Here is a 13,718-nt window from a genome sequence, read left to right on the forward strand (position 1 = left end):
CGAAAGGTTCCTGGGTAACGAAAAAGTGCGTTCTTCCGCGCGCGGCGCCGGGCTCCTACGGTCGTCCGGGTACCCGACGTGAGGAGAACGCCATGGCCGTCACCCTGATCAACCCTGCCGGACTGCCGGAGATCGACGTCTACCGGCAGGTGTCGGTGGCGACCGGCACGAAGCTGATCCACGTGGCCGGGCAGGTCGCCTGGGACGGCGGCGATCTGGCCACCCAGGTCGAGCAGTGCTACCTGAACGTCGCCACCGCGCTCGCCGGCGTCGGCGCGACCTTCGACGACGTGGTGAAGCTGACGGTGCACGTCGTCGACTGGACACCCGAGCGGATGCCGGAACTCCTCGACGGCATCGCCCGCGCGGCCGCCAAGCTCGGCACCACCCCCGCCGCGCCGGCCTCGCTCTTCGGCATCGCGGCCCTGGACGTGCCCGAACATCTCGTCGAGGTGGAGGCTACGGCCGTTCTCGACTAGCGAAGCGGCGCCGGGACTCCTCGATGTGCCCGAGGTAGCGCTGCGTCCAGCCGCACATGCCGTCGACCACGGCGCGCAGCGCCTGCCCGGCCTCGGTGAGCGCGTAGTCCACGCGCGGCGGCACGGTGGCGTGCACCGTGCGTTCGACCAGGCCGTTCTGCTCCAGCATCCGCAGGTTCTGGGCGAGCATCTTGTGGCTGATGCCGCCGATCTCCCGTTGCAGCTCGCTGAAGCGCATCATGCCCTGGCCGAGGAACTCGATGATCAGGAACGCCCACTTGTTGGCGACGTCCGAGAAGATCTCCCGCGCGAGCGAGTCCGCCCGCGCCAGATCGGCCTCCGGCGGCAGCTCGCTGATCTCCCGTCGAGTACCCATCTGACGCACGATAACCCGCCGGACGGAGAGCCCGCTCAGCCGCGCAGCAGCGGCGCGCACATCCGCTCGACGTGCGCCGCGATCTCCTCGCGCCCGGCCGCGCTGATCGCCTTCGTGCCGAGCTTGTCGCGCAGCAGCGCGATGCCGCTGAGCAGGGCGATGACCAGCTCGGCGCGCAGGGCGGCGTCGGGGCCCGCCAGCCGGGCGGCGAGCCCCACGGTGAACGCCTTCTCCAGCTTGCCGCGCACCAGCTCGCGCAGCGTGTCGTCGTTGGTGCTGGACAGCAGCGCCGAGTAGCTGTTGGTCCGCCGGGCGGCGCTGGCGTCGAGGATGTGTTCGAGCAGCGCGCGGGGCAGCTCGTCCAGCGGCGTCTCGGCGATGATCTTCTCGCCGGTGGTGCCGCTGTTGTCGATCGCCTCGGTGATCAGCTTCTCCTTGGAGCCGAAGTACCGGTAGACGAGCGTCTGGTTGACGCCGGCGGCGGTGGCGATGTCGCGCGTGCTGGTCCCCTCGACGCCGTGCCGGGAGATCAGGTCCCGGGCGGCGCCCAGCAGTGCCTCCCGGGTGGCGGCGGCATCCCGGCGTCGCGGTTCCGGCACCGTTTCCTCCGACGTAACTCGGCCGACGAACAGGAGAAACATACCCCGAGTGGTGATCATCACGTAAGTAGTCAGTTGTTGACTTACTCCGCGGATCTTCCTACCGTCGGTTAAGTCGTCAAACGACTACATGCTCTGGGGGATCCCTTGTCCGCACCGCTCACCGAGCCCGCGGCGCGCACCGGCCGACACGCCAACAGCACCCTGGTCGTGCTGTTCCTTTCGCTTGGCGGCCTGTCGTTCGCCGTGCTCCAGTCGCTCATCGCCCCGGCGTTGCCGGTCATCGCGCGGGACCTCGACGCCTCGACCGGTGACATCAGCTGGACGCTCACCGCGTACCTGCTCGCCGCCTCGGTGCTGACGCCGATCCTCGGCCGCCTCGGCGACATGATCGGCAAGCGACGCGTACTGCTCGCCGTGCTCGTCGTTCTCTTCGTGGGAACGCTCTTGGCGGCCCTCGCGCCCAACCTGCCGATCCTCATCGCGGCGCGGGCGCTGCAGGGCGCGGCCGGCGCGATCATGCCCCTGTCGATCGGCATCGTCCGCGACGAACTCCCGCGCGAGCGGGTCAGCGTCACCGTCGGCCTGCTCTCGGCGATCTTCGGCATCGGCGCCGGCGTCGGCATCGTGGCCGCCGGCCCGATCGTGGACCACCTCTCCTGGCACTGGCTGTTCTGGTTGCCGCTCGCCGTCATCGTGGTGGCGCTGCTCGGCGTGATCTTCGGCGTGCCCGAGTCGCCGATCCGCACGCCCGGGCGGCTCGACCTGGCCGGCGCCGGCCTGCTGTCGGTGGCGCTGGTGACCCTGCTGCTCGCCATCAGCAAGGGGCGCGAGTGGGGCTGGGACTCCGGCACGATCCTGACGCTGTTCGCGGTCGGCGCGGTGGCGCTGGTGGCGTTCGTGATCGTCGAGCGGACCGTGGCGCAGCCGCTGATCGACATGCGGCTCATGGCCGTGCGCGGCGTGTGGACCACGAACCTCGTCGCCGTCGTCCTGGGCTTCGCGATGTTCGGCACGTTCCTGCTGCTGCCGACGCTGCTCGAACTGCCCGCCGGCACCGGCTACGGCTTCGGCAGGACGGTCTCCGAGGCCGGCTGGTACCTGGTGCCCGCCACCCTGTCGATGCTGATCTTCGGGCCGCTCGCCGGGCTGCTCGACCGCCGGTTCGGGCCCAAGGTGCCGATGTTCCTGGGGGCCGGGCTGATCGTGGCGGCGTTCGTGCTGCCGGCGCTGGACCACTCCCAGGCGTGGCAGATCCTGCTCGCCAGCTTCCTCACCGGTGCCGGCATCGGCCTCGGCTTCGCCGCCATGTCGAACGCCATCATCGAGGCCGTTCCGGCGACCGTCACCGGGCAGGCGACCAGCGTCAACACCATCGCCCGCACGATCGGCAGCAGCGTCGGCACGGCCGTCATCGCGGCGGTGATGGCCGCCGACAGCACGCCGCGCGGGCTGCCGACGGACCACGCGTTCACCGAGGGGTTCTGGGTGTGCGCGGGCGTGGCCCTGCTGGCCGTGCTGATCTGCCTCATCGTCCCCTCCGCCCGCCGCCGCCAGGACGAGGCGATCGCGGCGGGCGTGGACGACGTTCCGCTCGAGCCGATCAAGGCCTGACCGGGATTGCAGCGGCTCTGCAGCGCGACTGCGGAGCCGCTGCCCGTGTTCCTCCAGCGCACCGATCGACAGTGGTCGCACCAACAAGCCACAAGCGTTCGGTACGAAGGAGTTGCACGACAATGACAACGAACATCCTCCGCCGGCTCACCAGAGCCGCCGTGCTGGCCGGCATGCTCGGCGCCACGGTCGCGGCCGGCACGGTGGTGCTGCCCGGGACGGCGCAGGCCGCGACGGAATCGCAGATCCGCAACGCGATCGTCGACCAGGCCCAGGCACAGCTCGGCGGCACGGCCTGCGATCCGGGCTACTACAACAGCTGCGGCATGGAGTGGTGCGCGGAGTTCGCGCGCTGGGTCTGGCGCCACGGCGGCATCACCGACTACGCCGGCCTCGACGGGTGGGCGCAGTCGTTCAAGCAGTACGGCGAGAAGCGCGGCACCTACCACTCCCGCGGCAGCGGCTACACCCCGCAGCCCGGCGACGCCATCGTCTTCGACTGGGACCACAGTTCCGCCGACGACCACCCGATCGACCACGTCGCGATCGTCGAGAGCGTCTCCAGCAGCAGCGTGAACATCATCGGCGGCAACCAGGGCGACGCCAGCGTGGTCAGCCGCCGCACCTACTCCCGTTCGAACGCCGACATCATCGGCTACTCCGAGCCGAAGTTCCCGGGCAACTCGTTCGGGACCCCCAACGACTTCGACGGCGACGGCGCGAGCGACCTCGCCCTGTTCCGCCCGAACGCCGGGAACTGGCACGTGAAGAGCGTCTCGCGCATGGTGCAGCTGTACGGCAGCTACGAGTACGGCGGCGGCGGCGACATCCCGCTCAGCGGTGACTTCGACGGCGACGGCTACACCGACATCGCGCTGTATCGCCCCGCGCAGGGGCAGTGGTGGATCAAGAGCGTGAAGCGCGACGTGCAGCTGTACGCGGCCTACGAGTACGGCGGCAACGGCGACATCCCGCTGACGGGCGACTTCGACGGCGACGGCTACACCGACATCGCGGTGTTCCGCCCCTCGACGGCGCAGTGGCACATCAAGTCCGTCAAGCGGAACGTCCAGATCACCGGCAGCCACCAGTGGGGCGGCGGCGGCGACATCCCGCTCAGCGGCGACTTCGACGGGGACGGCACCGACGACATGGTGCTGTACCGGCCGGCGCAGGGGCAGTGGTGGGTGAAGAGCATCTCACGCAACGTGCAGCTGTACGGCGGCCACGAGTACGGCGGCTCCGGCGACATCCCGATGACCGGCGACTTCGACGGCGACGGCAACGCCGACATCGCGCTCTACCGGCCGTCGGCGGGCCAGTGGCACATCAAGTCCCTCAAGCGCAACGTGCAGATCCTCGGCAGCCACCCGTACGGCGGTGGCGGGGACGTGCCGCTGACCGGCGACTACGACGGCGACGGCTACACCGACATCGCGCTGTTCCGCCCGTCGGCCGGCGAGTGGCACGTCAAGAGCGTCAAGAAGAACGCGCAGCTCATCGGCAGCCACCCGTACGGCGGCGGCAACGACCTCGCGGTCACGAACATCCCCACCCGCAACTGATTCCCTCCGCAAGCAGCCGGGCCGCCCCAATTCCCCCCGGGGCGGCCCGGCCCTTTCTTTCTGGAGCGTCGCCATGAAACGACTCGCCGCCTTCGCGGCCGCGTGCCTTGTCTTTCTCGCCCCGACCGCCGCCTCGGCCGCGGTCCCCGCGGACTACAGCGTCAAGGGCATCGACATCTCCCATCATCAGGGAACGGTCAACTGGCCGGCCGTCGCCGGGACCGGGCAACAGTTCGCCTACCTGAAGGCGACCGAGGGCACCGACTATGCCGACCCCACGTTCGGCACGAACTACGCGGGAGCCAAGGGCAACGGCCTCTACGCCGGCGCCTACCACTACGGCCTGCCGGATCACAGCAGCGGCAGGGTGCAGGCGGACTGGTTCCTGGATCACGCCCGCTATCAGCACGACGGGCGGACGCTGCCGCCGATGCTCGACATCGAGTGGCCCTCCGGCCCGTCCGGCAGCCCGTCGCCCTGCTACGGGATGAGCCCTTCGGCGATCGTCGGGTGGATCCGCGACTTCGTCGACCGCGTGCGCGAACGCACCGGCGCCACCACCGTCATCTACACGAACACCAACTGGTGGAACCCGTGCACCGGAAGCAACACGTCGTTCGGCGCGCTGCCGCTGTTCGTCGCCGACTACTCCTACGGCTCCGAGGGACCGAGCCCGATGCCGGCCGGCTGGAGCCGGTGGACGTTCTGGCAGTACACCAGCGGCGGCAGCGTCAGCGGCATCAGCGGCAACGTCGACCGCGACGTGTTCAACGGCTCGGCGGCCGCGTTGAAAACCCTCGTCGGCGGCAGGCAGCCGGTGAACGACTTCGACGGCGACGGCGCGAGCGACCTCGCCCTGTTCCGCCCGAACGCCGGGAACTGGCACGTGAAGAGCGTCTCGCGCATGGTGCAGCTGTACGGCAGCTACGAGTACGGCGGCGGCGGCGACATCCCGCTCAGCGGTGACTTCGACGGCGACGGCTACACCGACATCGCGCTGTATCGCCCCGCGCAGGGGCAGTGGTGGATCAAGAGCGTGAAGCGCGACGTGCAGCTGTACGCGGCCTACGAGTACGGCGGCAACGGCGACATCCCGCTGACGGGCGACTTCGACGGCGACGGCTACACCGACATCGCGGTGTTCCGCCCCTCGACGGCGCAGTGGCACATCAAGTCCGTCAAGCGGAACGTCCAGATCACCGGCAGCCACCAGTGGGGCGGCGGCGGCGACATCCCGCTCAGCGGCGACTTCGACGGGGACGGCACCGACGACATGGTGCTGTACCGGCCGGCGCAGGGGCAGTGGTGGGTGAAGAGCATCTCACGCAACGTGCAGCTGTACGGCGGCCACGAGTACGGCGGCTCCGGCGACGTGCCGATGACCGGCGACTTCGACGGCGACGGCAACGCCGACATCGCGCTGTACCGCCCGTCCGCCGGGCAGTGGCACGTCAAGAGCCTGAAGCGGGGCGTGCAGCTGTGGGGCAGCCACCAGTACGGCGGCTCCGGCGACGTGCCGCTGACCGGCGACTACGACGGTGACGGGTTCGCCGACATCGCGCTGTACCGCCCGTCGGCGGGTCAGTGGCACGTGAAGTCGTTGCACCGCAACGCGCAGCTCGTCGGGAGCCATCCGTACGGCGGCGGTGGCGACGTGCCGGCGACGGCGGTCCCGACCCGCTGACCGTCCACAGTGGAGGGCCGGGTCCGGTGGGACCCGGCCCTCCTCCTACTCCGCGGGAAGCGAACGGGCGTACAGGCGCACCAGGCGCGGCAGCCGGTACCCGCCGTCGTGGTGGTCCAGCAGCCGTGCGGCGGCGATCCGGTCGGCGACGCGCTCGGCCACGGCGACCGGTGTGCCGAGCGCCTCCGCGACGTCGAACGCCGTGAAGACCGTGCCCTCGGTGGCCAGCCGGCGCAACGCCCACCGCGCGGTCGGATCCAGGTGCCGGAAGCCGCCGTCCAGCCGGGCCCGCAGATCCAGGTCCCCGACCGTCAGGTGATCGAGGCACACCCGCGGGTCCAGCAGCCGGACGGCGAGCGTGTGCAGTTCGGCACCGGGGCGGGAGAGCAGCCGCGCGGCGGCCGCCCGAACGGCCAGCGGCAGCCCCTCGCACGCCGACACGATGTCGCCCGCCGCACCGGCCTGCGCGCGGGTGAGCTGCGCGCCGACGACCGAGCCGAGCAGTTCCACCGACTGCCGGTAGGTCAACGGGCCGAGCGAGATCCGCAGGTCGGCGTCGAGGTCGGGCAGGGTCGGCCGGCCGGTCACCAGCACCACGCAGCCGCGGTGCGTCGCCAGGAACGGACGCACCTGCGCGGCGTTCCACGCGTCGTCCAGCAGCACCAGGACCCGGCGGCCGGCCAGCACGGTGCGCAGCAGCGCGGCGCGTTCGTCCACGGAGCCCGGCAGCGGGGTGTCGGCGCCGTCGAGGGAGCGCAGCAGCATCGCGAGCGCGTCCACCACCGGCGTCGGCGTCGCCCCGGTCGCCCGCATCGGCACGAACAGCCGCCCGTCCGGGAACGCCTCCCGGGCGCGGTCGGCCACGGCCAACGCCAGCGCGGTCTTGCCGACGCCGGCCGGCCCGTCGACCGTCACCAGCGCCGGCCGGTCGGCCCGGGCCGCCGCGGCGAGCGCCGCCCCGAGGGCGCGTTCCTCCGGCTCCCGGCCGATCAGCCGCACGGGTGGCGGCAGTTGGTGCGGTCCCACGCTCGCTGCGGCGGGTGCCGGTTCGGCGTCCCCGAACAGGATCGCCTGGTGCGCGCGGCGCAACTGCGGGCCGGGCTCGACGCCCAGTTCCTCGCGCAGCACCGCGTAGCCCTGCTGGTAGACCTGCAACGCCTCGGCCTGCCGGCCCTGCCGGTACAGCACGTCCATCAGCAGCGCGCGGGTGCCCTCGCGCAGCGGATGTTCGGCCACGAACGCCGTCAGCTCCGCCACGAGCCAGCCCGTCGCACCGAGGTGGCTCGCGGCCTCGAAGCGGCGTTCGACGGCGCGCAGGCGCAGCTCCTCCAGGCGGGCCGCCGCCGCGCGGAACACCGGCGAGTCGAGCCCGGCCAGGGCGGGGCCGCGCCAGTGGGCCAACGCGTCGCCGAAGAGCCGCGTCGCGCGGTCGTGATCGCCGTCGGCCGCCGCCCGGTCCGCCTCGGCGGTCAGCCGTTCGAACCGGTGCAGGTCCAGCGCGCCCTCGTCGACGCGGACCAGGTAGCCCGGCGCGCGCGTGACGATGCAGCCGGCCCCGGCCGAACCGATCGAGCGGCGCAGCGTCGACACGTAGGTCTGGACGAGGTCGTTGGCGGTGTTCGGCGGGCGGTCGCCCCAGATCGCGTCGACGAGGCGCGCGGTGGGCACGACGGCGTTCGCCTGCAGCAGCGCGGCACCGAGCAGCGCCCGCTGTTTGGCCGAGGTGACGGCGACGGCGCGGTCCCCGTCGCGTACCTCGACGGGTCCCAATATCTTGAACGACAGGCTCATTCCACGTTCCCCCCTCGCGACGACGTCGGCGGGAAGAGGCTGGCAGAGCGCCGTTGTACTTCCGTTAAGGGCGCCCGACTCAGGGTTTACGGCGGGCGGTGGGCACCTCGCCGAACCGCTTCCGGTACGCCTTGACGAAATGGCTGCCGTCGGCGAAGTGCCATCGGGCGGCCACTTCCGACACGGTCAGGCGGGTCGAGAGCAGCTCCGCCCGGGCGCGGTCGAGGCGTCGTTCCCGGACGTAGGCCATGACGGGACCGGGAGCCTGCTCGGCGAACACGCGGTAGAGCGTGCGAACCGACACGTGCAGCGCGTCGGCGATGCTCCCCGGATCGAGATCCGGATCGTCCAGCAGCCGGTCCTCGATGTAACCCCGTGCCGCCTCGAACAGCGCCGGGCTGACTTCGCGGTCGTCGACGACCTGGTCGTTCACCAGTCCCCGGAACAGCTCCACGATCGCGTTGCGGGCGGCCGTGGCTCCCGCGGGCCCGAGCTCCTCCGACAGCCCCGCGAACAGGCGCAGCTGGGCCAGCAGCAACCGGGCGGCCGGGGCGGTTTGCGGGGCGGTCACGGCGCGGATGTCGCCGGGGAAACGGATCGCGCCGGCCGGTAGGCCCACCGCGATCGCACGGGTGTCACGAGCCACCTCGAAGTCCCACGGTTCGTCGTTGCGGCGGACACACACCGTGCCGGCCGCCGCGACGGCCTGCCGGCCGCGGGTGGCGAACCGGGTCCGGCCGGTGAAGGTGATGTGGGTGACGATCTGGTTCTCGAGATGGCCGCCCGGGCCGCCGGTGGCACCGGCGACCGCGTCGCTGTACTGGTCCTCGACCGGCAGATCGAGCAGTCGCTGGGCCCGGATGCGGACCCGGAACGCGCCCTCGGCGCGCCGGGGCAGGGTCAGCGGGGGCGCCGGGAGCAGGTCACCGGCCTGGCGCCGCCAACGGCTGTGCAGCACGTGGTCGCGGCTCGCGTCGGCGTACGGCACGGTGATGTCGATCATCGGCCGCCAGGCGCCGCCCATCGGCGAGACGGGTGCATCGTCGGTCCAATCCACCGGTTTACGTTACGTCGTGCGTGCTACGCGCCGGTTGTCCGGACTGTCGGGCCGGATTGCAGGCAGGTACCAGCCGGTTGGCCGGCAGGGACAAGACGCCGAGGGCGGTGCACGGCGAGAGTGGCCTTCATGGATCTTGATCATCTCCTGTCCGAGCCGACCGATGCGGTGTTCGAGACGCTCGTGGCGGTCGGTCCGGTCGAGGACGCGCCGCTGACAATCGACACGGCGGTGGTGCTGGGCGGCAGCGTCGCCGGGCTGATGGCGGCGCGGGTGCTCGCCGATCACGCCCGCCGGGTCGTCGTCGTCGAGGCCGACGCCCTTCCGGAGGAGGCCGCCTTCCGCGCCGGCGTTCCCCAGGATCAACAGGTGCATACGCTCCTACCGGCCGGTCAGCGCTGGCTGGAACGGTGGATGCCGGGACTGACCCGGGAGGCGCAGGATCGCGGGGCCCCGTTCGTCGGACCGGAGCAGGCGATCACCGCGTTCGACGGCGTACCACAGGCGTCCGAGGGCGAGGGGTACCACCTGCTCGCGCTCAGCCGTCCGCTGTTGGAGGTCCTGATTCGCGGGCGGGTCGCCGCCCTGCCCAACGTCTCCTTTCTCCGGGGGCGGGCGACCGGCCTCGGGTACCGCGACGACGCCGTCAGCCACGTCCATTACCTGGCCGCCGGCGGCGACGCGGACGACCGCGACGCACGCACGATCGAGGTGGACTTCGTGGTGGACGCCATGGGGCGCGCCAGCAGGCTCGCGCACTGGCTGGACGACAGCGGGTACGACCGACCCGCGCTCGAACGGCTGGAAGCTCCGATCAACTACGCGACCGCCCTGTTCGAGCGGCCGGTGAAGTTCGCCGACCTGCCGACGGCCGGTGCCCTGGCGCTCTACACCCCGCGGTACCCCTCCGGCGGTGTCTCCGTCGCGGCCGCGCAGGCGATCGAGGACGACCGGTGGCTCCTCATGCTGATGGGCTACGGCGACAGCCGGCCCGGCCGCACCGTCGACGAGATGCGCTCGGCCGTCGCCGACCTGCTGCCGTTCTTCGCCACCGTGGCGGCGAACGAGCCCGTGGGCGACGTGGTCACCTACCACCAGGCCGAGAGCCGTCGGCGCCACTTCACCGACCTGCACCGGTTCCCGGCCCGGCTGGTGAGCGTGGGGGACGCGGTGGCGTCGTTCAATCCGATCTACGGCCAGGGCATGAGTTCGGCCGCGCTGCACGCCTCCTGCCTGGCGACCTATCTCCGTGGGCGGCCGGATCTGGACACGCCCGCGCGGGCCTTCTTCGCTCTGCAGCAGGTGGTGGTGGACGCCGCCTGGGCCGTGTCCGCCGGTGGCGACGCGGCACGCCTGGACGCGACGAACGGCGTCGAGGTGCCCGAGGAACTGCGCCTGCAGCGGTGGGCCATGGAACAGATCACCGCCGCCACCCTCGTCGACGGCGCGGTCACGGACGCGTTCCTGCAAGTCACCTACATGCTGCGGCACCCCGCCACGCTGGCCGATCCGGCGCTGCTGGCCCGGGCCGTGGCGGCCGGCGAGAGGCATCGACAAACGCCTTAGCGGTCGTATGATGCCGTGCATCGTCATCAAGGGGGGAACAATGCGGCGGTTCGTGCTCGCGTTATCGGCTCTGGCACTCGCACTCGGCATCGCGATCGGCAGCGCACCGTCCACCGTGGACCGTTCCTCCGCCGAGGTGGAGATACCCGTCGGCAAGTGCTACACCCACGCGGGCGAGATCGTCTGCTGATGAGGCTGGCCCTGCTCGGGCCGCTCGACGTCACCGACGACCACGGCGTCGTGGTGGAGCTGCCCGGCGGTAAGCCGCGCACACTGCTGCTGGTGCTGGCCTGTCACGCCAACCGTCCCGTGCCCACCGAGGTACTGGTCGAGTCGCTGTGGGGGCCGGCACCGCCGCGCCAGGCCGACGCCGCCCTGCGCGTGCACGTGCACCACCTGCGAAAGGCCCTGGGCGACGGGCGGATCGGCCGCCGCCCCGAGGGGTACGCGCTGCGGCTGGACGCCGACGAGCTGGACGCCGACCGGTTCCGCGGCCTCGTCGCGCGGGGGCGGGCGGCTGTCGCGGCGGGGGAGCCGGAGCGCGCGCTCGCCGCCCTCGACGCGGCCCTGGCGCTGTGGCGCGGGCCGGTGCTGGCCGGGGCGCAGACCGTACCGGCGCTGGCCGTCGACGCCGCCGGGCTGGAGGAACTGCGGCTGCAGGCGTGGGAACTGCGCTACGAGGCGGCGTTCGCGCTCGGCCGCCACGACGGGGCGATCGCCGGGTTGCGCGAGCTTGCCGACCGGCATCCGCTGCGGGAGACGTTCCGCGAGCAGCTGATGCGCGCGTTGATCGCCGGCGGGCGGGGCGCCGAGGCGGTGGCGGTATTCGAGGACACCCGCCGCGTGCTCGCCGACGAACTGGGCCTCGACCCCGATCCGCGGCTGCGCAAGCTCCACCTGCAGGTGCTGCGCAGCGAGGCGGCGCCCGCACCGGTGCGCGACGCTCCACAGAGGACGGTCGTGGTGCCGCGGCAGCTGCCGGCGCGCACGCACGGGTTCGTCGGTCGCAGGGAGTGGCTGAAGCGGCTCGATGCGCTGCTGTCCGATGTGGACGGTCCGGACGACGTCGACGGGGGCGCCGTCCCGATCGCCACCCTGAGCGGGGCCGGCGGCATCGGCAAAACCACGCTCGCCGTGTACTGGGCGCACGGCGTCGCCGCCCGGTTCCCGGACGGCCAGCTCTACCTGAATCTGCACGGCTTCGATCCGGTGCGGGCGCCGCTCGCGCCGCTGGACGCGTTGGGCCGGGCGCTGTCCGCGCTCGGCGTGCCGGCCCGGGAGCACCCGATCGGCCTCGAGGAACGGGAGAGCCTCTACCGCAGCGTCACCGCCGGCCGGCGGCTGCTGCTCGTGCTCGACAACGCGCACGCGGCGGCCCAGGTGCGGCCGCTGCTGCCCGGTGGCGCCGGCTGCCTGGTGCTGGTCACCAGCCGCGACCTGCTGAGCGGGTTGGCGGCGGCGGGCGCGCGGCCGTTCGTGCTCGGGCCGTTGCCGCGCACCGACGCGTACGACCTGCTGGAGCGCCGCCTCGGCCCGGAACGCGTGGCGGCCGAGCCGGCCGCGGTGGAATCCATCGTCGCGCGCTGCGGCGGGCTGCCGCTGGCGTTGAGCGTCGTCGCGGCGCGCTCGGCCGTGCTCGCCGAGGCCTCCCTCGCGCCGCTGGCGGCCGAGCTGACCGGGCCGCGCCGGGCGCTGGACGGGTTCAGCGGCGACGACGCGGCCACCGACCTGCGCAGCGTCTTCTCGTGGTCGTACCGGGTGCTGGAGCCGGGTGTCGCGCGGATGTTCCGGCTGCTGTCGCTGCATCCCGGACCGGAGCTGACGGTCGGTGCGGCGGCGAGCCTGGCGGGCGTCGCGGTCGAGGAGGCGCGGGCCGTGCTGCGGCAGCTGCGCGCCGCGAGCCTGATGACCGAGCCGAGCCCCGGGCGTTACGGGTTCCACGACCTCGTCCGGGCCTATGCGGTCGAACTGGCGGAGGGCGCCGACCCGCCCGCCGAGCGGGACGCGGCCCTCGTGCGGCTCCTCGATCACCTGCTGCACACGGCGTATCCGGCGGCGCTGCTGCTCGACCCGCACCAGACACCGACCCCGCTGGAGCGGGCCGCCGAGGGCGTCACCCCGGACGCGGTGGGGGAACGGGCGCAGGCCCTCGCGTGGTTCGACGCCGAGACGCCCGGGCTGCTGGCCGCGGTCGAACGGGCCCGCGACGGCTTCCCGGGACACGCCTGGCGGCTGGCGTTCGCCCTCGTGGTGCACCTGGAGCGCGGCGGCCACTGGACGGACAAGCTCGCCGTGCTCGACGCGGCGCGGGAGTCGGCCCGCCGCACCGGCGAACGCGGCGTCGAGGCGCGCGCCCTGCGCAGCCTGGGCCGCACGCTCGGCCGCCTGCGCCGCTACGACGAGGCGGTCGATCACCTGCGCGCGGCGGCGGCGCTCTACCGCGACCTCGACGACCCGAACGGCCTCGCCCACGCCACCGCCACCCTCGGCGAACTGCTGGAGCGCGCCGGCCGCGTCGCCGAGGCCATGGCGGCCGACCGGGCCGCGGTGCAGCTGTACCGCGCCGCCGGGAACGTCCTGGGCGAGGCCCGCTCGCTCGGCGGCGTGGCCACGCTGCAGACGATGACCGGCGAACACGCGGCGGCGATCGACACCTGCCGGCGCGCACTGGACCTCTTCGCCCGCCTCGACGACCCGAACGGGGCGGCCGGCGCCCACGACACCCTCGGCACGGCGCAGCACCACCTCGGCGACCACGAGGCGGCGGCGGCCAGCTTCCACCGCGCCCTGGCCACGCTCGGCGACACCGGCGACCGCTACTACGTGGCCCTCGCCCTCGACCACCTCGCCGACACCCACGCCGCGTCGGGAGCGGGCGCCGAGGCGAGGCGACGCTACGGCGAGGCGCTGAAACTGTTCACGGCACTGGCCGCCCGGGAAGCGGACAGCGTCCGTGACAAGCTGGCGTCGCTGCGCTGAATCCGGGC

At 72.6% G+C, this 13,718-nt stretch carries 11 protein-coding genes; 7 read left to right on the forward strand and 4 right to left on the reverse strand.

All coding sequences use genetic code 11. From position 1 onward, the window contains the following. The first annotated feature begins 92 nt into the window (after positions 1–92). Positions 93–479: a RidA family protein gene (locus Val02_RS10215; protein WP_203898711.1), complete on the forward strand. Its 387-nt coding sequence runs from the start codon at positions 93–95 to the stop codon at positions 477–479. On the opposite strand, the gene Val02_RS10220 is transcribed toward Val02_RS10215, so the two are convergent. Together Val02_RS10220 and Val02_RS10225 are read right to left on the reverse strand one after the other, a co-directional pair. Further along, positions 460–855, reverse strand: a complete 396-nt coding sequence (locus Val02_RS10220) for a winged helix-turn-helix transcriptional regulator (RefSeq protein WP_203898712.1) — start codon at positions 853–855, stop codon at positions 460–462. The genes Val02_RS10215 and Val02_RS10220 overlap by 20 nt on opposite strands. A gap of 35 nt (positions 856–890) precedes the next feature. Further along, a complete protein-coding gene (locus Val02_RS10225; protein ID WP_203898713.1) occupies positions 891–1,454 on the reverse strand; it encodes a TetR/AcrR family transcriptional regulator in 564 nt (187 codons plus the stop codon). A 147-nt stretch (positions 1,455–1,601) separates the two neighbouring features. Here Val02_RS10225 and Val02_RS10230 point away from each other — a divergent pair, with 147 nt between their 5' ends. The 3 genes from Val02_RS10230 to Val02_RS10240 all read left to right on the forward strand — a co-directional run bounded on the left by Val02_RS10230 (position 1,602) and on the right by Val02_RS10240 (position 6,317). Then, the gene (locus Val02_RS10230) at positions 1,602–3,068 is read left to right on the forward strand and encodes an MFS transporter (RefSeq protein WP_239152662.1); all 1,467 of its coding nucleotides are present in this window, start codon (positions 1,602–1,604) and stop codon (positions 3,066–3,068) included. 122 nt (positions 3,069–3,190) lie between these two features. After that, on the forward strand, positions 3,191–4,633 hold the full coding sequence (locus Val02_RS10235; RefSeq protein ID WP_203898714.1) for an FG-GAP-like repeat-containing protein: 1,443 nt from the start codon (positions 3,191–3,193) through the stop codon (positions 4,631–4,633). 73 nt (positions 4,634–4,706) lie between these two features. Next, entirely contained in the window at positions 4,707–6,317 is a 1,611-nt protein-coding gene (locus Val02_RS10240; RefSeq protein WP_203898715.1) for a GH25 family lysozyme, read from the forward strand. A 45-nt stretch (positions 6,318–6,362) separates the two neighbouring features. On the opposite strand, the gene Val02_RS10245 is transcribed toward Val02_RS10240, so the two are convergent. Both Val02_RS10245 and Val02_RS10250 read right to left on the reverse strand, forming a co-directional pair. Further along, positions 6,363–8,108 (reverse strand): AfsR/SARP family transcriptional regulator, encoded by a 1,746-nt coding sequence (locus Val02_RS10245; protein WP_203898716.1) that lies wholly within the window; start codon positions 8,106–8,108, stop codon positions 6,363–6,365. A gap of 79 nt (positions 8,109–8,187) precedes the next feature. Then, the gene (locus tag Val02_RS10250) at positions 8,188–9,165 is read right to left on the reverse strand and encodes a helix-turn-helix transcriptional regulator (protein WP_203898717.1); all 978 of its coding nucleotides are present in this window, start codon (positions 9,163–9,165) and stop codon (positions 8,188–8,190) included. A gap of 129 nt (positions 9,166–9,294) precedes the next feature. Here Val02_RS10250 and Val02_RS10255 point away from each other — a divergent pair, with 129 nt between their 5' ends. From Val02_RS10255 to Val02_RS10265, 3 genes are read left to right on the forward strand one after another with little or no spacing between them, the layout of a single operon-like run. Beyond that, positions 9,295–10,731, forward strand: coding sequence for an FAD-dependent oxidoreductase (locus Val02_RS10255; RefSeq protein ID WP_203898718.1), 1,437 nt, complete (start codon positions 9,295–9,297; stop codon positions 10,729–10,731). Between the two features lie 40 nt (positions 10,732–10,771). Further along, positions 10,772–10,921, forward strand: a complete 150-nt coding sequence (locus tag Val02_RS10260; RefSeq protein ID WP_203898719.1) for a hypothetical protein — start codon at positions 10,772–10,774, stop codon at positions 10,919–10,921. Further along, entirely contained in the window at positions 10,921–13,710 is a 2,790-nt protein-coding gene (locus tag Val02_RS10265; RefSeq protein WP_203898720.1) for an AfsR/SARP family transcriptional regulator, read from the forward strand. The genes Val02_RS10260 and Val02_RS10265 overlap by 1 nt, the downstream gene beginning before the upstream one ends. The last annotated feature ends 8 nt before the right edge of the window (positions 13,711–13,718 follow it).

It is taken from the genome of Virgisporangium aliadipatigenens (genome assembly GCF_016863615.1).
Classification (GTDB): domain Bacteria; phylum Actinomycetota; class Actinomycetes; order Mycobacteriales; family Micromonosporaceae; genus Virgisporangium; species Virgisporangium aliadipatigenens.